A 24,124-nucleotide genomic window follows, 5' to 3' on the forward strand; every position below is an offset into this window, starting at 1 on the left:
GCACGCGGCTACCTGAACCGCCCGGACCTCACCGCGGAGCGCTTCGTCGCCGATCCCTTCGGGGCGCCGGGCTCGAGGATGTATCGCACGGGTGACCTGGTGCGATGGAACGCGGAAGGCCGGCTGGAGTACCTGAGCCGCATCGACGACCAGGTGAAGGTGCGCGGCTTCCGGATCGAGCTGGGCGAGATCGAGTCGACCCTGGCCGCGCATCCCGATGTCGCGCGGGCCGCGGTCGTCGTACGGGAGGACCGACCCGGCGACAAACGGCTCGTCGGATACGCCGTACCGGCGGGCGGCGCGGTGCTCGACCCGCAGGATCTGCGGGCGCATGCGGCGAAGGCGCTCCCGGACTACATGGTCCCGGCCGCGGTCATGGTCCTGGACGAGCTGCCGCTGACACCGAACGGGAAGCTGAACCGCCGGGCGCTGCCCGCACCCGAGTTCACCGCCGGTACGAAGGGGCGCGCCCCGCGTACGGCACAGGAGAAGCAGCTGTGCGAGCTGTTCGCCGAGGCCCTGGGCGTCGAACAGGTCACCATCGACGACAACTTCTTCGAACTCGGCGGCCACTCACTGCTGGCCACCCGCCTCATCAGCCGCATCCGCACGGTCATGGGCCTGGAGCTCGACATCAGGCCGCTATTCGAAAACCCCACGGTTGCCGGGGTTGTTGATCAGCTCGGCAACGTGAAGAAAGCACGTCCGGCGTTGCGCCGCATGGACAGGTCGAAGTACGAGGAGCGCTCATGATTCCGGTGTCCTTTGCTCAGCGGCGTTTGTGGTTCCTGGGCCGGTTGGAAGGGCCGAGCGCGACCTACAACATTCCCCTGGTGGTACGACTGCGGGGCGCGCTGGACGTTGCCGCGCTGAACGCGGCGCTGGTGGATGTCGTGGACCGGCACGAAAGCCTGCGGACGGTGTTCCCGGAGGCGGACGGCCAGCCGTACCAGCGGATCCTGCCCGTGGAGAAGGCCGCGCCGGAGCTGGTGCTGCGGGAGAGCGACAGCGAGCGGATCGCGGCCGACGTGGAGTCGGTGTCGGGCCACGCGTTCGACCTGGAATCCGAGATACCGGTACGGGCGTGGCTGTTCGAGGTCGACGCGGACGAGTGGGTGTTGGTCGCGGTGGTGCACCACATCGCGGGTGACGGATGGTCGCTCGGGCCGCTGGCCCGGGATCTGGCGGCCGCGTACACGGCACGCTGCGCCGGTGCCGCTCCGGAGTGGGAGCCGCTGCCGGTGCAGTACGCGGACTACACCCTGTGGCAGCGGGAGTTGCTGGGGGACGATGACGACCCGGAGAGCACGGGCGCTTCACAGGTGGAGTTCTGGCGGTCCGAACTCGCGGGCATTCCCGAAGAGTTGCCGCTGCCGTTCGATCGGTCGCGTCCGCTGGTGGGAACGCACGCGGGTGATGTCGTGGAGTTGGCGTTCGACGCACGGATACACCGTGGAGTGGTGAGCCTCGCGCGGGAGCGCGGGGCGAGTGTCTTCATGGTGATGCAGGCCGCGGTGGCGGCCCTGCTGTCCCGCGTCGGCGCGGGCGGCGACATCCCCATCGGTACGCCGGTCGCGGGCCGCCTGGACGAGGCCCTCGACGATCTCGTCGGCTTCTTCGTGAACACGCTGGTGCTGCGCACGGACGTCTCGGGCGACCCGTCGTTCATGGAGTTGGTGGAGCGGGTCCGGGTGACGGATCTGCGGGCGTTCGGGGCGCAGGATGTGCCGTTCGAGCGGCTGGTGGAGGCGCTGAACCCGGCTCGTTCCATGGGCCGGCACCCGCTGTTCCAGGTGGCGTTGGCGTTCCAGAACGCCCCCGCGTCGGATCTCGTCATGCCGGGCCTGGACGTGGCGATCGAGCCGGCCGGTACGGGCGCGGCGAAGTTCGATCTGTCCTTCAACCTGTCGGAGTCCTTCACCGGAACCGGTGAGCCGGCCGGGATCTCGGGTGGGATCGAGTTCGCCACCGATGTGTTCGACCGTTCCACGATCGAGCGGATGACGGGCTGGCTGACGCGCCTGCTGGAGCAGGTCCTCGCGGACCCGGAGCGGCCGGTCAGCCGGGCGCGCATTCTCGATGACACCGAGCTGCGCCAGGTTCTCGGCGATCCCGGCGAGGGCAACGCCGGCGGCCGGGAGGTTCCGGTCGGGGTGCTGCCGGTGTTGTTCGAGGAGCAGGTGGCGCGGACGTCGGACGCCGTGGCGGTCGTGTTCGAGGATCTGAAGCTGAGTTATGGGGAGGTGAATGAGCGGGCGAACCGGCTGGCGCGGTTGCTGGTGGAGCAGGGTGCGGGTCCGGAGCGGTTCGTCGCGGTCGCCCTGCCTCGTTCCGCCGAGCTGGTGATCGCACTCCTGGCGGTGCTCAAGTCCGGCGCCGCGTATGTGCCGATCGACCCGGACTACCCGGCCGATCGCATCGCCTACATCCTCGAAGACGCCCGCCCCATGGCCGTCGTCACGGTCGAGAGCGCCGGGGTCGAAGTACCGGCCGGCACCACCCGGATCCTCCTGGACGACCCCACCACACGACAGGCCCTCGAAGCGCAGGCGTCCGGCGACCTCACCGACTCCGAGCGACTCGCACCGCTGCATGCGGGCAGCCCGGCGTATGTGATCTACACGTCGGGTTCGACGGGGCGGCCGAAGGGTGTGGTGGTCGAACATCGTTCGGTGGTGCGGTTGTTCGGTGCGACGGAGTCGTGGTTCGGGTTCGGGTCGCAGGATGTGTGGACGTTGTTCCACTCTTATGCGTTCGACTTCTCGGTGTGGGAGTTGTGGGGTCCGCTGCTGCACGGTGGTCGGTTGGTGGTGGTGCCGTTCGAGGTGAGTCGTTCGGCGGGTGAGTTCCTGGGTTTGTTGGTGCGTGAGGGTGTGACGGTGTTGAACCAGACGCCGTCTGCCTTCTACCAGTTGATGCAGGCGGACCGGGACGATCCGGCGGTGGGTGACGGACTGGCGCTGCGGTATGTGGTGTTCGGTGGTGAGGCGCTGGATCTGGGTCGGCTGGCGTCGTGGTACGAGCGGCGGGGTGAGAGTGGTCCGACGCTGGTGAACATGTACGGGATCACCGAGACCACGGTGCACGTCACCCATCTGCCTCTGGACGCGGAGAAGTGCGTTACCGGTGCGGGGAGTGGTATCGGTGAGGGGATCCCGGATCTGCGCCTGTACGTTCTGGATTCGGGTCTGTGCCCTGTCCCGGTGGGTGTCGCGGGTGAGCTGTATGTAGCGGGTGCCGGTCTGGCGCGCGGTTACCTGAACCGTGCCGGGCTTACGGCGGAGCGGTTTGTCGCCGATCCGTTCGGGGTGTCGGGCTCGCGGATGTACCGGACCGGTGATCTGGTGCGGTGGAGTGCGGAAGGTCAGTTGGAGTACCTGGGTCGCATCGACGACCAAGTGAAGGTCCGTGGCTTCCGGATCGAGCTGGGTGAGATCGAGTCCGTTCTGGCCGGGCATCCGGAGGTTGCGCAGGCGGCGGTGATCGTGCGTGAGGATCGTCCCGGTGACAAGCGGCTTGTCGGTTACGCCGTCGCCGCGGCTGGTTCTGTCGTGGATCCGGCCGAGTTGCGGGCGTATGTCGCGGAGTCGGTGCCGGACTACATGGTCCCGGCCGCGGTGATGGTCCTGGACGCGCTGCCGCTGACCCCGAACGGGAAGCTGGACCGACGGGCGTTGCCCGCTCCGGAGTTCGCCGCCGGTACAAGTGGTCGTGCGCCGCGCACCGAGCAGGAGGAGATCCTGTGCCAGGTCTTCGCCGAGGTGCTGGGTGTCGAGCGCGTCTCCATTGACGACAACTTCTTCGAGCTGGGCGGGCATTCGCTGCTCGCGGTGTCCTTGGTCGAGCGTCTGCGTGAGCGTGGCCTCTCGGTGCCGGTGCGGTCCTTGTTCATGACGCCGTCGGTGGCCGGGCTCGCGGCCGGCCTGGAGTCCACGGACACCGGTGGCTCCGGCGGGACCGTGACGGTCCCCGAGAACGGGATCGTCGAGGGCGTGGAAGTGATCACGCCGGAAATGGTGCCGCTGGCGGGTCTGTCATCGGAGGAGATCGGGCGGGTGGTCGCCGGGGTTCCTGGTGGCGTCGGGAACGTGGCGGACGTGTACCCGCTGGCGCCGCTCCAGGAGGGCATCCTCTTCCACCACCTGATGAGCGCCTCCTCGGGCGAGGACGCCTACGTCCTTCCGATGGCGTTGGGCTTCGATTCCCGCTCTCGGCTGGACGAGTTCGTCGCCGTCCTCCAGAAGGTGGTGGACCGGCACGACATCCTGCGCACCGCTGTGCTCTGGGAGGGCCTGCGGGAGCCGGTCCAGGTCGTGTACCGGCGCGCCGAAATCCCCGTCCGTGAAGCCGCGTTGAAGCAGATCGCGGACGGCGATGTGCAGGGCGTGGTGGACGGGCTGCTCGCGACGTGCGGGTCGCTGATGGATGTCACCGTGGCACCGCTGGTGCATCTCACCGTCGCGTCGGTGCCCGGCACGAGCCGGTGGGTGGCGCTGGTGCAGGTGCATCACCTCATCCAGGACCACACGGCGGTGGACGTCCTCTTCGCCGAGGTCCAGGCCTTCCTGGAGGGCCGTGAGGGGGAGCTGGCGGCGCCGCTGCCGTTCCGGAACTTCGTCGCACAGGCGAGGCTCGGGATCCCGGTGGCCGAACACGAGGAGTTCTTCGGCCGGCTGCTGGGTGACGTGGCCGAGCCGACAGCGCCGTTCGGGATCGTGGATGTGCGCGGGGACGGTACCGCAGTCGCGGAGTCCCGTGCGGAGGTCGGCGACGAGACGGCCCAGCGGCTGCGCGAGGTGGCGCGGGGTCTGGGCGTGAGCGCGGCGACGGTCCTGCATGTGATGTTCGCCCGGGTGGTCGCGGCCGTCGCGGGCCGCGAGGACGTGGTGTTCGGCACCGTGCTGTTCGGGCGGATGCAGGCCGGCGCGGGAGCGGACCGCATCCCCGGGCTGTTCATCAACACCCTGCCCGTCCGCCTCGACACCGGCCGCGCCGGCGTGCTCGACGCGGTCAACTCGATGCAGGGCGACCTGGCCGAGCTGCTGGTCCATGAGCACGCCCCACTTGCCCTGGCGCAGCGAATGAGCGGGGTCTCGGCCGAGGCACCGCTGTTCACCGCGCTGTTCAACTACCGGCACAGCGCCGGTGAGACGGACGCGGGCATGGAGGTCGAGGGGATCGAGATCCTCTTCGCCCAGGAACGGACCAACTATCCGCTGGCGGTCTCGGTGGACGACACCGGCGACGGGTTCGCCTTCACCGTCCAGTGCGTCGACCCGATCGACCCCGATCTCGTCCTGTCCCTCATGAACACCGCCACGCGTCGGCTGGTCCAGGCCCTGGACGAAGCCCCCGGCACCGCCCTCCACACCCTGCCGATCCTCGACCAGAGCCACCTGGACCTGGTGCTCGCCAGCTGGAACGACACACGCCGGGAGATCCCGGGCACGCTCCTGCCAGCGCTGTTCGAGGAGCAGGTGGCGCGGACTCCGGACGCCGGGGCGGTCGTCTTCGAGGGCGTGGAGTTGTCGTACCGGGAGCTGAATGCGCGGGCGAACCGGTTGGCGCGGGTGCTGGTGGAACAGGGTGCCGGTCCGGAGCGGTTCGTCGCGGTGGCCCTGCCGCGTTCCGCCGAGCTGGTCGTGGCGTTGTTCGCGGTGCTGAAGGCGGGGGCGGCGTATGTGCCGATCGACCCGGACTACCCGGCCGACCGCATCGCGTACATCCTCGCCGACGCCGACCCGATGTGCGTGATCACCGGCTTTGGCGCACAGGCGGTTCTGCCTAAGGACGCGCCCCAAGTCCTGCTGGATGAACCGGACATGGCGGCCCGATTGGCCGCCATGAGCCACGAGAACGTCGCCGATGCGGATCGTCTCGCGCCGCTGGGTGCCGATGCTCCGGCGTACGTGATCTATACGTCGGGTTCGACGGGGCGGCCGAAGGGTGTGGTGGTCGAGCATCGGTCGGTTGTCGATTATGTGTGGTGGGCGGTTGAGACGTATCCGGGGGTGCGGGGGAATGCGTTGTTGCATTCGCCGGTGTCGTTCGATCTGACGGTGACGGTGTTGTTCGCGCCGTTGGTCAGTGGTGGGCGTGTGGTGGTGGCGGAGCTGGAGGAGAGTCCGGCTGTCGAGGCGGTGTTGGCGGGGGCGCCGTTGACGTTCGCGAAGGTCACGCCGAGTCATATCGCGTTGCTGGACGCTCTGCCGGGGGTGTTCTCGCCGTCGGGTGATCTGGTCGTGGGTGGTGAGCAGTTGACGGGTGAGCAGCTGGGGCGGTGGCGGCGTGCGCATCCGACGGCGGTGGTGATCAATGAGTACGGTCCGACCGAGGCGACGGTCGGTTGTGTGGCGTATCGGCTTCTGCCTGGTGTGGAGGCTGCGGTGGGTGCGGTGCCGGTCGGGCGGCCTTCGTGGAACACCCGGGTGTATGTCCTGGACGCGGGTCTGTGCCCGGTGCCGGTTGGTGTGGCGGGTGAGTTGTATGTGGCGGGTGCCGGTCTGGCGCGTGGTTATCTGAACCGTCCGGGTCTGACGGCGGAGCGTTTCGTCGCCGATCCGTTCGGTGTGCCGGGCTCCCGGATGTACCGGACCGGTGACCTGGTCCGCTGGAACGCCGATGGGGAGATGGAGTATCTGGGCCGGGTCGATGACCAGGTGAAGGTTCGGGGCTTCCGGATCGAGCTGGGTGAGATCGAGTCCGTCCTTGCCGCGCACCCCGGCATCGCGCAGGTTGCGGTGATCGTGCGGGAGGACCGTCCCGGTGACAAGCGGCTTGTCGGCTATGTCGTCCCTGCGGCTGGATCCGTGGTGGATCCCGGCGAGCTGAGGGCGTACGCCGCGCAGTCGGTGCCGGAGTACATGGTCCCGTCTTCGGTTCTCGTACTCGACGCGCTGCCGTTGACGCCGAACGGGAAGCTGGACCGGCGTGCGCTGCCCGCGCCGGAGCTCACGGCCGACTCGGAGGGTCGTGCCCCCCGGACCCCGCAGGAGGAGATCCTGTGCCAGGTCTTCGCCGAGGTGTTGGGCGTCGAGCGGGTGTCCATCGATGACAACTTCTTTGAGCTGGGCGGGCATTCGCTGCTGGCGACGCGGCTGGTGAGTCGTGTCCGGTCGGTGCTGGGTGTGGAGTTGGGTATTCGTGCCTTGTTCGAGGCTCCGTCGGTGGCGGGGTTGGCGGAGCGGCTTGCGGGTGCTGGTGCGGGCAGGGCTGTTCTGAGGGCGGTTGAGCGTCCGGAGTTGGTTCCGGTGTCGTTTGCTCAGCGCCGGTTGTGGTTCCTGGGCCGGCTGGAAGGGCCGAGTGCGACGTACAACATCCCGCTCGTCGTACGACTGCGGGGCGCGCTCGATGTCGCAGCGCTGGATGCTGCGTTCACCGATGTTGTGGGTCGGCACGAGAGTTTGCGGACGGTGTTCGGGGAGGCGGACGGGCAGCCGTATCAGCGGGTGCTCGGCGTCGAGGAAGCCGCTGCCGCCGTGGAACTTCGAAAGAGCGACCGCGAGCGGATCTCGGCGGACGTTGAGTCGGTGTCGGCCTACGCGTTCGACCTGGAGACCGAAATCCCGCTCCGGGCCTGGCTGTTCGAGGTTGCCCCGGGTGAGTCGGTGTTGGTCGCGGTGGTGCATCACATCGCGGGTGATGGTTGGTCGCTGGGCCCGCTCGCGCGGGATCTGGCGGTCGCGTATGCGGCGCGGTGTGAGGGTTCGGCGCCTGGTTGGGAGCCGTTGCCGGTGCAGTACGCGGATTACACCCTGTGGCAGCGGGAGTTGCTCGGAGACGAGGACGATCCTGAGAGCACGGGCGCCGCGCAGGTGGAGTTCTGGAGGGATGAACTCGCCGGGATTCCACAGGAATTGGCGTTGCCGTTTGACCGGGCGCGTCCGCTGGTGGCTTCGCATGCGGGTGACGTTGTGGAGTTGGCGTTCGATGAGCGGGTGCATCGTGGGGTGCTGGGTCTTGCGCGGGAGCGTGGGGCGAGTGTCTTCATGGTGATGCAGGCTGCGGTGGCGGCTCTGTTGTCGCGGTTGGGTGCGGGTGAGGACATTCCGATCGGTTCGCCGGTGGCGGGTCGGTTGGACGAGGCGCTGGATGACCTTGTCGGGTTCTTCGTGAACACGCTGGTGTTGCGGACGGATGTGTCGGGTGATCCGTCGTTCGCGGATCTGGTCGAGCGGGTTCGGGAGACGGATCTGCGGGCGTTCGGGGCGCAGGACGTGCCGTTCGAGCGGTTGGTGGAGGTGCTGAACCCGGCTAGGTCCATGGGCCGGCATCCGCTGTTCCAGGTGGCGTTGGCGTTCCAGAACGCGCCCGTTTCCGATCTGGTGATGCCGGGTCTTGAGGTGGAGGCGGGTCCTGGTGGGACGGGTGCGGCGAAGTTCGATCTGTCGTTCAACCTGGCCGAGTCCTTCACCGGAGCGGGTGAGCCGGCCGGGATCTCGGGTGGGATCGAGTTCGCCACGGATGTGTTCGACCGTTCCACCATCGAGCGGATGGCGGGCTGGCTGACACGCCTCCTGGAGCAGGTTCTGGCGGACCCGCAGCGGCCGGTCAGTCGGGCCCGCATCCTCGAAGACATCGAGCTGGACCAAGTCCTCAAGGGCTGGAACGACACCCACCGGGCCACCCCCGGCGCGGTCCTGCCGGTGCTGTTCGAGGCGCAGGTGGCGCGGACGCCGGACGCCGTGGCGGTCGTATGCGACGGTGTCGAGCTGTCGTACCGCGAGGTGAACGAGCGGGCGAACCGCATGGCCCGGCTGCTGATCGAGGGCGGCGCGGGTCCGGAGCGGTTCGTCGCCGTCGCCCTGCCCCGTTCCGCCGATCTGGTGATCACGCTGCTGGCGGTGCTCAAGACCGGCGCCGCCTACGTCCCGATCGACCCGGACTACCCCGCCGACCGCATCGCCTACATCCTTGACGACGCCGACCCGATGGCCGTGATCACGGTCGGGGACAGCGGAGTCGAGCTGCCCTCCGGCACCGCCCGGATCCTCCTGGACGACCCGGCCACCCAGCAGGCCCTCGGCGTGCGGGCGGCGGAAGACCTGTGCGACGACGAGCGTCGAGCCCCCTTGCACGCGGGCGCACCGGCCTACGTGATCTTCACTTCGGGTTCGACGGGTCGTCCCAAGGGTGTGGTGGTCGAGCACCGGTCGGTCGTCAATCTGCTGGCGTGGGCGGATCGCAGGTTCGAGTTCGGGAAGCTGGCGCGGGTTGTGGCCTCGACGTCGCTGAACTTCGATGTCTCGGTCTTCGAGATCTTCAGCCCGCTGGTGGCCGGTGGGAGCATCGAGGTCGTCCAGGACCTGCTGTCCCTGGCCGATCTGGAGCCCGAGGCGCTGGCCGGGAGCCTGGTCAGCGGTGTGCCGTCGGCGTTCTCCCATCTGCTGGCCGGTTCGCTGGGTGATGCTCGGCCGAGTGCGGTTGCCCTGGCCGGTGAGGCGCTGGCCGCGCACACTGTGCGGGACATCCAGGCGGCCATGCCCGGAGCCCGGGTCGCGAACATCTACGGTCCGACCGAGGCGACGGTGTACACGACGTACTGGCATGCTGATGCCGGTTCGGGCGTGGACACCACCCCGCCGATCGGCCGGCCGATCGACAATGTCTCCACCTATGTCCTGGACGCGGGCCTGTGCCCGGTCCCGGTCGGTGTCGCGGGTGAGCTGTACGTCGCGGGCGACGGCCTGGCGCGCGGGTATCTCAACCGCCCGGATCTCACCGCCGAGCGTTTCGTCGCCGACCCCTACGGGGCTCCCGGCTCCCGTATGTACCGCACCGGTGACCTCGTCCGCTGGAACACCGACGGCGAGATCGAATACCTCGGCCGGGTCGATGACCAGGTGAAGGTCCGTGGTTTCCGGATCGAGCTGGGCGAGATCGAGTCCGTCCTTGCCGCGCACCCCGGCATCGCGCAGGTTGCGGTGATCGTGCGGGAGGACCGGCCCGGTGACAAGCGTCTGGTCGGGTACGTCGTCCCCGCCCCCGGAGCCGTACTCGATCCGCAGGCGCTCCGGGCGCATACGGCGGAATCGGTGCCGGAGTACATGGTCCCGTCCGCCGTCCTCGTCCTCGACGCGCTGCCGTTGACGCCGAACGGGAAGCTGGACCGGCGTGCGCTGCCCGCGCCCGAGTTCACCGCCGACTCGGAAGGCCGCGCCCCCCGGACCCCGCAGGAGGAGATCCTGTGCCAGGTCTTCGCCGAGGTGCTGGGTGTCGAGCGCGTCTCCATCGACGACAACTTCTTTGAACTGGGCGGGCATTCGCTGCTCGCGGTGTCCTTGGTGGAGCGGCTGCGTGAGCGTGGCCTCTCGGTTCCCGTGCGGTCGTTGTTCGTGACCCCGTCGGTGGCCGGGCTCGCGACGGGCCTGGACTCGACCGATGGCGGCGCGTCCGGTGGCTCCGTGACGGTCCCCGAGAACGGGATCGTGGAAGGCGCGCAGGCGATCACGCCGGAGATGGTCCCCCTGGCGGGTCTGTCGCAGGACGAGATCGACCGGGTGGTCGCCCAAGTACCGGGCGGCGCGGGGAACATCGCGGACGTCTACCCCCTGGCGCCGCTCCAGGAGGGCATCCTCTTCCACCACCTGATGAGCGCCTCCTCGGGCGAGGACGCCTACGTACTGCCGATGGCCCTGGGCTTTGACTCCCGGGAGCGGCTGGACGAGTTCGCCGGGGTTCTCCAGAAGGTGGTGGACCGGCACGACATCCTGCGCACCGCCGTGCTGTGGGAGGGGTTGCGGGAGCCCGTCCAGGTCGTCTGCCGGCACGCCGAAATACTCTTCCGAGAAGTCGAGTTGGGGCAGATCCCCGATGGGGACGTACAGGGTGTGGCGGACGGTCTGCTGGCGGTCCGCGGATCGCTGATGGACATCACCACGGCCCCGTTGGTCCATGTCACCGTGGCCGAGGTGCCCGGCACGACCCGCTGGGTGGCCCTCGTACAGGTGCATCACCTCATCCAGGACCACACCGCGGTGGACGTCCTCTTCGCGGAGGTCCAGGCGTTCCTCACAGGACGCGCGGCCGAGCTCCCGACGCCGCTGCCGTTCCGGAACTTCGTCGCACAGGCGAGGCTCGGGATCCCGGTCGCCGAGCACGAGGCGTTCTTCACCGACCTCCTCGGCGATGTCACGGAACCCACCGCCCCGTTCGGCATCGTGGATGTGCGCGGGGACGGCACGGCGGTCGCCGAGTCCCGTGCCGCCGTCAGCGAGGCGACGGCCGCAGCGGTGCGTGAGGCGGCTCGTCGTCTGGGGGTGAGTGCGGCGACGGTCCTGCATGTGATGTTCGCCTGGGTGGTCGCGGCGGTCGCGGGCCGTGAGGATGTCGTCTTCGGCACCGTGCTGTTCGGGCGTATGCAGGCCGGCGCGGGAGCGGACCGTATCCCCGGGCTGTTCATCAACACGCTGCCGGTCCGACTCGACACCGGTCGTGGTGGGGTGCTCGACGCGGTGCGTTCCATGCAGGGTGACCTGGCCGAACTCCTGGTCCATGAGCACGCCCCGCTCGCCCTCGCCCAGCGCATGAGTGGCGTCGCGGCGGAAGCGCCGCTCTTCACGGCGCTGTTCAACTACCGGCACAGCGCGGGCGCGACGGACGCGGGCATGGAAGTGGAGGGGATCGAGGTCCTGTTCGCGCAGGAGCGGACCAACTACCCGCTGACGGTGTCCGTCGACGACACCGGCGACGGGTTCGTCTTCACAGTCCAGTGCGTCGACCCGATCGACCCCGACCTCGTCCTGTCGTTGATGGACACCGCGACCGGCCGACTGGTCCAGGCCCTGGACGATGCCCCCGGGACGCCCCTGCACACCCTCCCCGTCCTCGACGACACTCACCTGAACCAGGTCCTCACCCGCTGGAACGACACCACCCGGGACACCCCGAACTCGGCCCTTCCGGCACTGTTCGAGGCACAGGTCGCGCGGACGCCGGACGCCACGGCGCTGATGTCCGACGGCATCGAGCTGACCTACCGCGACCTCGACGACCGTACGAACCGGTTGGCCCGGCTGCTGATCGAGCAGGGAGCCGGGCCGGAGCGGTTCGTCGCGGTCGCCCTGCCCCGTTCCGCCGAGCTGGTGGTGGCACTCCTGGCAGTGCTGAAGACGGGGGCGGCCTACGTCCCCATCGACCCGGACTACCCCGCCGACCGCATCGCCGCCATCCTCGAAGACGCCCACCCCATGGCCGTCATCACGGGATACGGCGCACAGCACGCCCTGCCGAAGGAGACCCCACGTATCGTCCTCGACGACCCCGCCACCCAGCGGATCGTCGGCGCGAAGGCGGCGCACGGGCTGCGCGACGACGAACGTCCGGGTGCCTTGAACGCGGGCACACCGGCGTACGCGATCTTCACCTCGGGATCGACCGGTCGTCCGAAGGGCGTGGTGATCGAACACCGGGCCCTGGTCAACTTCCTGACCTCGATGCAGGAGCGGTTCGCGCTCCGGACCGGGGACCGGCTGCTCGCGGTGACCACCATCGCCTTCGACATCGCGGGCCTGGAGCTGTACCTGCCCCTTCTGAACGGCGCGACGGTCGTCCTGGCCGCACCGGACCAGGTGCGCGACCCGCTCGCCCTGCGCGCGCTGATCGCCGCCGCCGGGGTGACGGTCATGCAGGCCACACCGAGCCTGTGGCACGCGGTCGTCGCCGACAGCGAGGGCGAACTCGCCGGGGTACGTGCCCTGGTGGGCGGCGAGGCCCTGCCGGGCGAGCTGGCCCGGACCCTCGTCTCCCGGACCGCGGCCGTCACCAACCTGTACGGGCCGACGGAGACCACCATCTGGTCCACCGCCGCCGAGGTCCACGCGGACGCCACCGGTGTCTCCTCGATCGGCCGCCCGATCGCCAACACCCAGGTCTACATCCTGGACACGGCCCTCTCCCCGGTGCCGGCGGGCGTCCCCGGCGAGCTGTACATCGCCGGTGACGGCCTGGCGCGCGGGTATCTCGACCGCCCGGACCTCACCGCGGAACGCTTCGTCGCCGACCCGTTCGGCGTCCCCGGCGCGCGCATGTACCGCACCGGTGACCTGGTGCGATGGAGCACGACCGGACAGCTGGAGTATCTGAGCCGCATCGACGACCAGGTGAAGGTGCGCGGCTTCCGGATCGAGCTGGGCGAGATCGAGTCGACCCTGGCCGCCCACCCCGGCATCGCGCGGGCCGCGGCCGTCGTACGGGAGGACCGGCCCGGCGACAAGCGGCTCGTCGGATACGTCGTCGCCGCCCCCGGAGCCGTACTCGACCCGCAAGCCCTGCGGGCCCACGCGGCGGCGGCGCTCCCGGAGTACATGGTCCCCGCCACCGTCATGGTGCTCGACGCGCTCCCGCTGACCCCGAACGGAAAACTCGACCGACGGGCCCTGCCCGCACCCGAGTTCACCGCGAACGCCACCGGCCGCGCCCCGCGCACGGCCCGGGAGAAGCAGCTGTGCGAGCTGTTCGCCGAAGCGCTGGACGTCGAACAGGTCACCATCGACGACAACTTCTTCGCACTCGGCGGCCACTCACTGCTGGCCACCCGACTGATCAGCCGCGTCCGCAGCGTCCTGGACGTCGAGTTGGGCATCCGCGCCCTGTTCGACGCGCCGACCGTGGCCGGGCTGGTGGAACGGCTCGACACCGCCGACCCGGACGACTCCTTCAGGGTGCTGCTGCCGCTGAGGACCACCGGGACCGCGGCACCGCTGTTCTGCGTACACCCCCTGGGCTCGCTCGCCTGGGCGTACGAGGGCCTGGCGGACCGGCTCGGGCCGGACATCCCGGTCTACGGTCTCCAGGGCCGGGGCCTGCTGGAACCGCAGCGGCGGCCCGAGAGCGTGGCGGAGATGGCCGCCGACTATGTGGCGCGGATCCGCGAGGTGCAGCCGTCCGGGCCGTACCGGCTGCTCGGCTGGTCGTTCGGCGGGAACGTCGCGCACGAGATGGCGGTGCAGCTCGAAGAGCAGGGCGAGCGGGTGTCGCTGCTCGCGCTGGTCGACGCGGGGGCGACGTACGCGGTCGGGCCCGATGGTTCGGTCGTGGAGCACGAGACGCTGGAGACGCTGTTGCAGAGCCTCGGGTACAAGGCCGGTGACGTGGTCGGGGACGCGTTCGGCACGGACACCGGCGCCGGTCGACTCGTCCGCGCGGACGTGATCGAATTCCTGCGGGGCGCCCGGGCCGACTGGCGTGAGGGCGACGAGGCACGGATCGACGCGCTGGTCGAGGCGGCCCGGAACAACGAGCGGATCCTCGGCGCGTTCACGCCCCGCCGCAGCGCCGCGCGGGTGCTGTACTTCGCGGCCGACCCGGCCGGGCGCGATGACGGCACGGCGGCGGACAAGTGGCTGCCGTACGCCGGTGGCGGAGTCGTGCGGCACACGGTGCCGTACGAGCACGACGCGATGATGAGTCCCGGTTCGCTCTCGTCCATCGTGCCGGTCGTCGCGGCCGCACTGCGGGGTGAGGACTGAACGCGCGAGCACCGCGGTCGGGGGACCGCAACACAGCACATCAGTAGTCATGCATGGTCCACACGGGGAGCAGAGATATGGAGTTCGGAATACTGGGGCCGTTGTCGCTGGTCGACAGCGACGGCAGGTCCTGCGCGCCCGGCGCCCTGAAGCTGAAGATACTGCTGGCGAATTTCCTGGTGCGGCCCAACCGCACGATGTCCACCCATCAGCTGATCGAGGAGATCTGGGGCGGATTCCCGCCCCGGACCGCGACGACGGCGCTCCAGGTGTACATCTCCAACATCCGGAAGATTCTGGGCGAGGGGGGCTCGCGCACCGAGCAGTCCTCCATCCTCACCCGCCCGCCGGGGTATGTGTTCGAACTGGCCGGGCACGGCAGTGATCTGCACCGGTTCGAGCAGGAACGCGACGAGGCCGGGCGGCTGGAGGCGGCGGGGGACACGGAAGGCTCCGCGCGGCTGCTGCGCACGGCGTTGCGGCGATGGCGCGGGCGGGCCCTGGCCGATGTGCGGTGCACACCGCGGCTGACGGCGGCGGCACGGCGCCTGGACGAGCTGTACATCGCGTCGTACGAGAAGTCGATCGAACTCGAATTGATGATGGGGCGGGACGCGGAACTCGTCGGGGAGCTGTACGCGTTGGCGGGGGAGTATCCCTCCCGTGAGCGGGTCCATGAATTCCTGATGGTCGCCCTGTACAACACGGGACGGCCCGGTGAGGCGTTGCAGGCGTACATGTCGATTCGCAATGCGCTGAGCGAGCAGTCCGGGCTCGCCCCGAGCCATCGGCTGCGCGGACTTCAGCAGGCGATCCTGTCGCGGAGCATCGATGTGCTGTCGATCAGACCGCAGAGCCCGATGCGGTCGATCGCGTGATCCGGCGTATCGCGAACCCCTGAGAGCCGGAGCCGGCCCACCCCGAGGAACTGGACATTCATGCGCGAACTCTTTCGGCTGCGCAATCTGCGTATCTGCATTCTGGGCAATACCGTGACCATGATCGGCGACAACGCCTTCTGGCTCGCCGCCTCCATCTGGGTCAAGGAGCTGACCGGATCGACGGCACGGGCCGGCGTCGTCATCCTCTGCCTGACCGTGGGGACCATGCTCTCGCCCCTGACCGGTGTGCTCGTGGACCGGTTCCGGCGCAAGCGGCTGCTGATGGTCACCGAGGCGGTCACCGCGCTGCTGATGCTGACCCTGGTCACGGTGGACGGCCCCGGCCAGGTCTGGCTGATCTATCTGATGATGTTCCTGTACGGGTGCAGTGCCGCGATCACCTCGGGGGCGTTCGCGGCCCTGCGGGAGCAGCTGATGCCCGCCGAACTCGTCAGCACGGCCATCGGACTCAGCCAGGCACTGAACCAGGGCGCCCGGCTGATCACCCCCGGGATCGGACTGGGGGTCCTGGCGGGCTGGGGCGGGCATGTCCTGGCGATCGTCGACGCGGCCACCTTCGGGGTGTCCGTACTGTGCTGGTCGCTGGTGCGGATCGAGGATCCGAAGCCGGTACGGGAAGCGCAGCGGGAGCGCTGGACCCGCCATGTCGGCGCAGGCTTCCGGTACTTGCTGACCACGGCACTGCTGCGGCAGCTGTCCTTCGCCCTGGCGCTCGCCTTCTTCGCGATGGGCTTCTACGAGACGCTCGGCATCGCCGTGGTGACGGTAGGCCTCGGAAAGCCCGCGACCTGGGTGGGCACGCTGGTCACCGTCATGAGCCTGACCGGACTGGGCGGCGGACTGCTCGCACCGGCCATCATCAAACGCGCGGGGCCCGGCCGGACCGCCGCGGCCGGTCTCGCGCTGTGCGCGGTGGCCGGCGTGTTCGTGGCCGTCCCCAACACGGCGGTGGTGCTCGCCGCCGCGGCGGTCGTCGGGCTGGGCCTGGCGCCGGTCGTGGTCAGCTCCATGACCGCGTTCCAGCTGTACACCGCGAACGAACTGCTGGGCCGGGTGACCGGCGCGGCGAACTTCGTGATGACCGGTATGCAGGGCATCGGGATTTTCGTCGGCGTCATGCTGATCGACGTACTGCCCTACCGGTACCTCGTCTACCTCAGCGTGGCCGTTCTCGCCGTCGGCGCGCTGTATCTGGCCACCCGCCCCGAACAGCGGCGGCGGCCCCTGGTCCCGGCGCCGGCGGGTATGTCCGGCACACAGTGAACCGACCCGACCGTGATCTCCCCGCGCACCCACCACTGGAGCACAACCCATGATCCTGAACACCCCCGGCACCGCGACCTGGCTGCGGCGGTTCGGCACGGCCGCCGGGCCCCGGCAGCATCTCGTCTGCTTCCCGCACGCCGGGGGTGCCGCCAGCGGCTTCAGCGGCTGGCGCCGGGGGCTGCCCGCCGATGTGGAACTGCTCGCGGTCCGCTACCCCGGCCGGGAGGACCGGATCACCGAGCCGTTCATGGCGGACATGGACGCGATGGCCGCGGCGATCTCCGCGGACCTCGCGCCGCTGCTCGATCGCGGACTGGTGCTGTTCGGGCACAGCATGGGCGCGGCCCTCGCCTTCGAGGTCGCGCTGCTGCTGGAGCGGCGCCACGGCCGGGGCCCCGACCTGGTCGTGGTGTCCGGGCGCGGCGGCCCCGGCACCGGCGGGCGCGAACTGCCCGAGGACGACGACGAGTCGGTCGTCGCGTTCGCCAGGTCCCTGGACCACGCCAACGCGGCGGTGTACGACAACGAGGACCTTCGCCCGCTGCTGCTCCCTGCGCTCCGCGCGGACCTGCGGGTGATCAGGAACCACACGCCCCGGCCCGGCCGCACCGTCAGGAGCCCGCTGGCGATCTACGTCGGGGACCGCGACCCGGACGTCACCGTCCCCGAGGCACACGCCTGGTCGCGGGCCTCGACCGGCGCGTCGAGCCTCAAGGTGTTTCCCGGCGGACACTTCTACCTCGCCGAGTCCGAGGCGTCGGTGCTGGCCGACCTGTCCGCGCGGCTGCGCGACATACGCGCCGACTCGGCGGTACGGCAGGGAAGCTGAGCCACCTGAGGGACGTCAGGTCGCCACCTGGATCTCCAGCAGGATGTGTTCCAGCGTCTCCGTTCCCTCCGGGAAGCTGTGCCGGCGCAGCACCTTCAGCCGGCGGTCGTGGGCCGTGGCCAGGGCGGTCAGACGGGGGAGGTCGCCGCGGTCGCTGAACTGGAGGAGGGCCCTGCCGCCGGACGTGAGCCGCAGAGGGGCCTCCACCAGATAGCGCTCATGGGCGCGGTAGCCGGTGTCGACGTAGGCGCGCTCGTGGTCGCCGCGGTAGCGGTAGTCGTCCGGGGCCAGCACGAAGTTGGAGTGCCAGTACACGCAGTCGAAACGGTCGTCGGCGTCGAGCGCGGCGAACAGGTCGCTGTGTACGGCCCGCAGCCGGTCGCCGACACCATGGCGCCCGGCGTTGCGGCGGGTGTTCTCCACGGCGCGCGCGTTGATGTCCGTGGCCACCACCCGGGCGGCGCCCCGCAGCGCGGCCATGACCGCGATGATCCCGGTGCCCGAGCCGACCTCCAGGAAGGACCCGCCGGGCCGCAGCAGGGGCGCCTCGGTGCCAGTCAGGCCCAGGATGTCCATCGCCGTCTCGGTCGTCCTGGAGAACGGCGGCGCGAAGACATCGGCGAGCAGGTCCCATTCGAGGCCCGCCATGGTGAAGGTGTCCGGACGATCCGGCCGACTCGAAGCCGCGCGGCTTCGTTCGAGAGATCGCTCGTAGCTGGTGCGTTCCGTCATCTGGGTTCCTTCCCCCCGCAGTTCGTCCCGGCTCATGACAGCACGGACGGGGGAGACATGGCCGAGGTGAACGCCGGCACCGAATGATTTCGGCCGAACGGGCGGGTGTTCGCACGCTGGAAAACGGTGGTCCGTGCGTCGGCGCGGCTAGACAAGCACGCTCTCGGTACGGGTGTGGGTGCGCACCAGCGCCAGGGACGCGAGCACCGCGAGGCACAGTAACGGCAGGCTGTACGCGTACACCGTGCCCGCGAGCCGTCCGGCCGGGAAGAAGACCAGGCCCGCGCAGCTCAGGCCCAGCGACCCGGACAGCTGCTGGATCGCGGGCAGGGCACCGGAGGCCGCCCCCCGCAGGTCCGGCCGGATTCCGTCGAGAGTGTCGGCGAACACCCGGGCCACGAAGGCGCCGTAGCCGACCCCCGCCGCGAACAGCGCGGGGCTCAGCGCGATGGGCGGGACCCGGGGAAGCAGTACGGCGACCACGAGCAGGCTCGCCGCGACCAGCGCGGCGGCGTACACACTGTGCCGGGGGGAGCGGGCCCGGCGCCCCGCGAGGGTGGAACCGGCGATCGCGCCCACCGCCCAGGGGATCTGGAGCAGCCCGGCGCGCAGCGGGCTGAGCCCCCGGACCGTCTGGAGCCACTGGCTGAACAGGAAGAAGAACGGGGTGACCGCGAGGAAGAACGCCGCCGCCGTCGCGCTCCCCGCACGAAAGCGCGGCCCGCGCCACAGCCCCAGCGGCAGGGTCACGGGCCGCCCGTTGCGCCCCTGGAGCACAAGGGCGCACACCACCACCGCGGCGCCGATCGCCCCGCACAGCCAGGGCAGGACGCCCCCGACGGTGCGGGCCAGCGAGATCGCCAGCACGAGGCCCAGCACCCCGGCGGCCAGCCCCGCCGCGGTCGACCAGCCCACCCGCTGCTCCGGATCGCGTGCGAGCACCGGCACACAGCGGGGGAGGGCCAGCAGCACCGCGGCACCGACCGGGACGTTGACCGCGAAGATCGCCCGCCAGCCGATGCCCGCCACGTCCGACTCGCTGAGCAGCGCGCCCAGCACCGGTCCGAGCACCGAGGCCAGGCCCATCGTCGCGCCGTACCAGCCGAGAGCGCGGCGGTGGGCCGGACCCTGCCACAGGGCGGAGATCGCGAACAGGGCCTGCGGGACCATCACCCCGGCGCCGATGCCCTGCACCAGCCGCATGCCGATGAGCACGTCGACCGTCGGCGCAAGACCGCAGCCCGCCGAGGCCAGCGTGAACAGCGCGACACCGACGGCGAACACCCGCCGGGGACCGTGCCGGTGGCCGAACCGCCCGGCCGGCAGCAGTGTCGCGGCGAGAGCGGCGGTGTAGACGGCCGAGACGAGGACCAGCCGGCCGCTGCCCGCGTCCAGGTCGGCGCCGATGGCGGGCGCGGCGACATTGACGATCGTCGTGTCCAGCAACTGGATGAACGTGGAGGCGAGCAGGACAGTGAGGGCCAGGGGGCGGGAGGCGGTGGGCACGTTCCTACCTGATCATCCGGGCGACGGTGGCGTCCCGTGAATCGGCGCGGGGCTTCAGAAAGTGACCGGAAGCCCCTCGGTGCGCAGCGTGATGTGGCCACCGATCCACTTGACCTCCTCCGGGTCGACCGCGAGCCGCAGACCGGGCAGCCTGCGCGCCAACGTGCCGAAGGCGACCTGGAGTTCCATGCGCGCCACACCCGCGCCGGGGCAGTGGTGGGGGCCGTAGCCGAACACCAGATGGCGGTTGTCCGCGCGGGTGATGTCGAACCGCTCCGGCTGCGCGAACTGCCGCTCGTCACGCGAGGAGGCGTGCATCAGCGGAATGACCCCCTCGCCCTTGCCGATCGAGGTGCCCGCCAGCTCCACATCCTCCAACGCCACGCGCAGCAGGCCGACATCGGACGGCGGGGCGTACCGGAAGACCTCCTCCACGGCGGGCTCGGTCAGCTCGTCCGGGCGGGCGGTGAGCAGCTCCCACTGGTCCCGGTGCCGCAGCAGCTGGAAGATTCCCCGGCCAATGGTGTTCACCGTGGTGTCATGGCCCGCCAGCAGCAACTCCGCTCCCAGCCAGGTCAGTTCGGCCTCGGACAGCCGGTCGTCGGCGTCCCGGGCCTGGACCAGGGCGCTGAGCAGATCGTCCCGGGGCTCGGCCCGCCGCGCGGCCACCAGCTCCCGGACGTACGCGGTCATCGCCTCACGCGTGGCCAGCCGCTGCTCATTGGCTCCGACGCTCATCAGCGTCTCGGTCCAGGTCTTGATCCGGTCGCGGTCCGCCAGCGGCGCCCCGACGATCTCGCAGACCACCCAGATCGGCAGCACGGTGCAGAACTCGTGGTAGATGTCGACCGGTTGGGGCAGCGCCGCCACCCGGTCGATCAGCTCGTCCGTGATCTCCTGCACCCGGGCCCGCAGTTCCTCGGCCCGGCGCGGAGCGAAGGCGCCCGCGATCAGCCGGCGCAGCCGGGCGTGGTCGGCGCCGTCCAGGTTGAAGATGCTGTACGGGTTGTCGCCGAAGTCCGGGCCCTTCACCATCCGGGGCGCGCCCGGTGCGCGCAGCGCGGCCCGGGACAGCCTGCGGTCCGTCAGCGCCGTGACCACCTCGTCGTAGCCGCTCACCACCCACGCCTCGTCGCCGCTGGGCAGCGTCACCCGGCTGACCGGGCACGCGGACCGCAGCCCGGACAGCTCGGTGGGCGGCTCGCCCAGCGGGCCGGGCGGGAACGGGAAGGCGGTCGGGTCCTGCGCACTGCTGCTCATGGAGACTCCCCCTTTGTCGGGCGTCCCTGCGGGCACCCCGTCGGTTGCCCCCAGTCTGCGGGCGCCCGGCCGGGCCGGTCTTCGGGTCTGGGACGGGGATGGCCCGCCGTCGGGCCGTACCGGCGGACGGGCCGCTTCCCCGCCCCGCGGCCAGGTCACCGGGCGCGGCGCGCTCACTAGGCTCATCGTGACCATCCGTCCCCGGCGATCCAGAGGCCCGTCATCGTGCGTTACGGGGTCAACCTTCCGCTGCCCGGCGTCCCCCTGTCCGACCACGCGCCCGTGCTGCGCGAACTGCCCGGCCTGGGCTACACCGACCTGTGGACGGGCGAGGCGGCGGGGCACGACGGGTTCACCCCGCTGGCCCTCGCCGCCGCCTGGGCGCCCGGGATGCGCCTGGGCACGGCGGTGGTGCCCGCGTTCACCAGAGGACCGGCGCTGCTCGCCATGACCGCGGCCACCCTGGCGGAGGCCGCGCGCGGGGACGTGGTCGTCGGTATCGGCTCCTCGGGACCGCCGTTCGTCGACCGGATCAACGGCATCTCCTCCGCCGAGCCGTACCGGCGGGTGCGGGACACGGCACGCTTTCTGCGCGCGGCCTTCGACGGGCGTACGGTACGGGGCCGCTTCGACAGCTTCACCATCGACGGATTCCGGCTGCCGCGACCGCCCGCGCCCCGGCCCAAGGTGATGATCGGCGCCCTGCGGCCCGGCATGCTGCGGCTCGCGGCCCGCGAGTCCGACGGGGCGATCACCAACTTCCTCGCGGTCCGGGACGTCCCCGTGGTGGCGGCCGCGCTGGGGCCCGAACGCCCGGACCGGGAACTCGTCGCCCGCCTGTACGTGTGCCCGACCCGCGACCGGACGTACGCGCGCCGGCTCGGCCGCCGGATGCTGGCGGGCATCCTCAACGCGCGGACGTATGCCGCCTTCCACGCCTGGCTCGGCCGGGCGGACGTCCTCGACGCCAGCTGGCGGGCCTGGGCCGAGGGCGACCCGGAGCGCGCGGCCGCCGCCGTACCGGACGAGCTGGTGGACGACCTGCTCATCCACGGGGACCCGGAGGAGTGCCGTGCGCACATCGCCCGCTTCGTCGCGGCCGGCATCGACACACCGTTCCTCCATCTGCTGCCCGCGCCCGAGACGGGCACCGGCCCGCAGGGGGTGCTGACCGCGCTGCGCGCCCTCGCGCCCGCCCGGTGACGCACCAAAAGTCCAAAAAGGCGCGGTAAAAGCCCGCTATGCGGAGATTTCGACCGAGAACGACACGGAGAGGGGGAGGGGCGTCGGGCGCGGCCCGGCGGCCCCGACAGCCATGAAGGCGATCGCATACAACCACCGGGGCGGCCCGGACGTACTGGAACTGGTCGAACGGCCGATACCCGAACCGGGGCCCGGCGAGGTCCGGGTCCGGGTCCGGGTCTCGGGCGTCAACCCGACCGACTGGAAGGCACGCGGCGGCGGCCCGACCGACTGGAAGGGCGCGGCCCCCGGCCAGGCGCTGCCCGCCCCGCAGGTCCCCCACCAGGACGGCGCCGGTCTGCTCGACGCCGTAGGCGAGGGCGTCGACGCGGGGCTGCTGGGCCGCCGGGTCTGGATCTGGGAGGCCGCCTGGATGCGCCCCGACGGCACCGCGCAGGAGTACGTCGTGCTGCCCGCGCCCCAGGCCGTGCCGCTGCCCGACCATGCCTCCTACGACCTCGGCGCCTGCCTGGGCATCCCCGGCTTCACCGCCCACCGCGCCCTCACCCTGCCCGGCAGCGGACCCGACCGGCTGGGCCCCGGCACCTGGGCCGGCCGTACGGTCCTGGTGGCGGGCGGCGCGGGCGCCGTGGGCAACGCGGCGATCCAGCTGGCCCGTTGGTCCGGTGCCACGGTGATCACCACCGTCAGCAGCCCGGAGAAGGCCCGGCTGGCCCGCGCCGCCGGTGCCGAGCACGTGGTCGACTACCGCGCCGAGGACGCCGCCTCCGCGATCCGGGCCGTCGCACCCCGGGGGGTGGACCTGGTGGTCGAGGTCGCGCCCGCGGTCAACGCGGAGCTGGACCAGGCGGTGCTCGCCTTCGGCGGCACGGTCGTCTACTACTCCAACGACGGCGGCAACACCCTCACCCTGCCGGTCTTCGACCAGTTCATCGCGGGCACCCGCTGGCAGGGCCTGCTGGTGTACGCCGTCCCGCCGAAGGCCAAGGCCCAGGCGGTGGCCGACCTCACCGCGGCCGTCGAGACCGGTGCCCTGCGGGTGGGGGAGGCGGCCGGGCTGCCGCTGCACCGCTACCCGCTGGAGAAGACGGCCGAGGCCCAACGGGCCGTGCAGGACGGCACGATCGGGCGGGTCCTCGTGGACGTCGGGGAGTTCTGACCCGCACACGCGGTCGCACGCGCGCCCGCACACGCGAGAAGCGGGGCGCCGAAATCCCGGCGCCCCGCTTCTGCTTCCGCTCTCGCGTCAGGCGGTCAGAGCCACTCCTCCAGCACCGCCCAGAAGCCGGCGAAGTCCTCGTTGTGCACGACGTGCCCGGTGTCCGGCACCGTCCGCACGGTGAAGCCCCGCTCGCTCAACTTCCGGGCCCACGGCGGCGGGACGTTGTGACTCGGGTCGGCGAGGACGATCAGGGAGGGCACCTGCGGGGCCGGCGGATCGTAGCCGCCGAAGCCGTCGAACGCGTCGAGCGTCGCCGGGTCCCAGCGGCGCAGCGCGGTCGACTTGTGCTCCCGCGCCCGCGGTTCCCAGCGCGCCAGCGAGGCCTGGATCCGCTCCTCGCTCCAGTCCTTCTGGACGCGCAGCGCGTCCGTCATCGCCTTGGCCGTCGCGTCGTCGGGCGGCGCCGCCCACGCCGGATCCACATGGACCACGCGCCGCGGCCGCAGCCGGTCGAGCGCACCGGCCAGCAGCAGGGCGCCCAGCGAGTGACCCAGGGCCAGATCGGGCCGCTCGGGCAGGGCCTCGGCGATCGCGTCCGTCATCGTGTCGAGGCCGTACGCGTCCCAGCGCGGACTGCGGCCGTGGCCCGGCAGATCGACCGCGACGACGCGATAGCCCCGCCGGACCAGTTCCGGTGCCGTACGCCACCAGCTGTTCGTGTCGGCGGTGATGCCGTGCACCAGGACGGCGATGCGGTCACCGTCGCCCCACTGTTCGATGTGCAGCTGTGCCATCG

General features: G+C 70.8%; 11 protein-coding genes (1 of these 11 only partly in view). 7 read left to right on the forward strand and 4 right to left on the reverse strand.

The annotated features are described in order from the left end of the window. The 5 genes from HEP81_RS33115 to HEP81_RS33135 form a co-directional block, all read left to right on the forward strand. Positions 1-753, forward strand: the 3' portion of a protein-coding gene (locus HEP81_RS33115; RefSeq protein ID WP_190276055.1) for a non-ribosomal peptide synthetase. 18,555 nt of this gene lie to the left of the window's left edge; only the last 753 of its 19,308 coding nucleotides appear in the window; the start codon falls outside the window, past its left edge; its stop codon occupies positions 751-753. Further along, entirely contained in the window at positions 750-14,468 is a 13,719-nt protein-coding gene (locus tag HEP81_RS33120) for an amino acid adenylation domain-containing protein (protein ID WP_190276056.1), read from the forward strand. Before HEP81_RS33115 ends, HEP81_RS33120 begins: the two co-directional genes overlap by 4 nt. A gap of 77 nt (positions 14,469-14,545) precedes the next feature. Beyond that, entirely contained in the window at positions 14,546-15,346 is an 801-nt protein-coding gene (locus HEP81_RS33125; RefSeq protein ID WP_051850493.1) for an AfsR/SARP family transcriptional regulator, read from the forward strand. Positions 15,347-15,406: 60 nt separating this feature from the next. Further along, positions 15,407-16,633, forward strand: a complete 1,227-nt coding sequence (locus HEP81_RS33130; RefSeq protein WP_037660953.1) for an MFS transporter — start codon at positions 15,407-15,409, stop codon at positions 16,631-16,633. A 49-nt stretch (positions 16,634-16,682) separates the two neighbouring features. Further along, a complete protein-coding gene (locus tag HEP81_RS33135) occupies positions 16,683-17,465 on the forward strand; it encodes a thioesterase II family protein (RefSeq protein WP_037660959.1) in 783 nt (260 codons plus the stop codon). Positions 17,466-17,480: 15 nt separating this feature from the next. On the opposite strand, the gene HEP81_RS33140 is transcribed toward HEP81_RS33135, so the two are convergent. From HEP81_RS33140 to HEP81_RS33150, 3 genes are all read right to left on the reverse strand, one after another. Continuing rightward, positions 17,481-18,197 carry a methyltransferase domain-containing protein gene (locus HEP81_RS33140; protein WP_037660963.1) on the reverse strand — a complete coding sequence of 239 codons (717 nt, stop codon included), beginning with the start codon at positions 18,195-18,197 and terminating at the stop codon, positions 17,481-17,483. 147 nt (positions 18,198-18,344) lie between these two features. Further along, positions 18,345-19,703, reverse strand: coding sequence for an MFS transporter (locus tag HEP81_RS33145; RefSeq protein WP_051850494.1), 1,359 nt, complete (start codon positions 19,701-19,703; stop codon positions 18,345-18,347). Positions 19,704-19,757: 54 nt separating this feature from the next. Continuing rightward, positions 19,758-20,963, reverse strand: a complete 1,206-nt coding sequence (locus HEP81_RS33150; RefSeq protein ID WP_037660965.1) for a cytochrome P450 — start codon at positions 20,961-20,963, stop codon at positions 19,758-19,760. 225 nt (positions 20,964-21,188) lie between these two features. On the opposite strand from HEP81_RS33150, the gene HEP81_RS33155 reads away from it, so the two are divergent. After that, positions 21,189-22,166 carry an LLM class F420-dependent oxidoreductase gene (locus HEP81_RS33155; protein WP_037660967.1) on the forward strand — a complete coding sequence of 326 codons (978 nt, stop codon included), beginning with the start codon at positions 21,189-21,191 and terminating at the stop codon, positions 22,164-22,166. A gap of 112 nt (positions 22,167-22,278) precedes the next feature. Further along, positions 22,279-23,325, forward strand: a complete 1,047-nt coding sequence (locus HEP81_RS33160; protein WP_037660969.1) for an NADPH:quinone reductase — start codon at positions 22,279-22,281, stop codon at positions 23,323-23,325. 95 nt (positions 23,326-23,420) lie between these two features. Here the strand turns inward: HEP81_RS33160 and HEP81_RS33165 are convergent, their stop codons facing one another. After that, positions 23,421-24,122 (reverse strand): alpha/beta fold hydrolase, encoded by a 702-nt coding sequence (locus tag HEP81_RS33165; RefSeq protein ID WP_037660971.1) that lies wholly within the window; start codon positions 24,120-24,122, stop codon positions 23,421-23,423. Positions 24,123-24,124 lie beyond the last annotated feature (2 nt).

It is taken from the genome of Streptomyces griseofuscus (genome assembly GCF_014673495.1).
GTDB lineage: Bacteria > Actinomycetota > Actinomycetes > Streptomycetales > Streptomycetaceae > Streptomyces > Streptomyces murinus.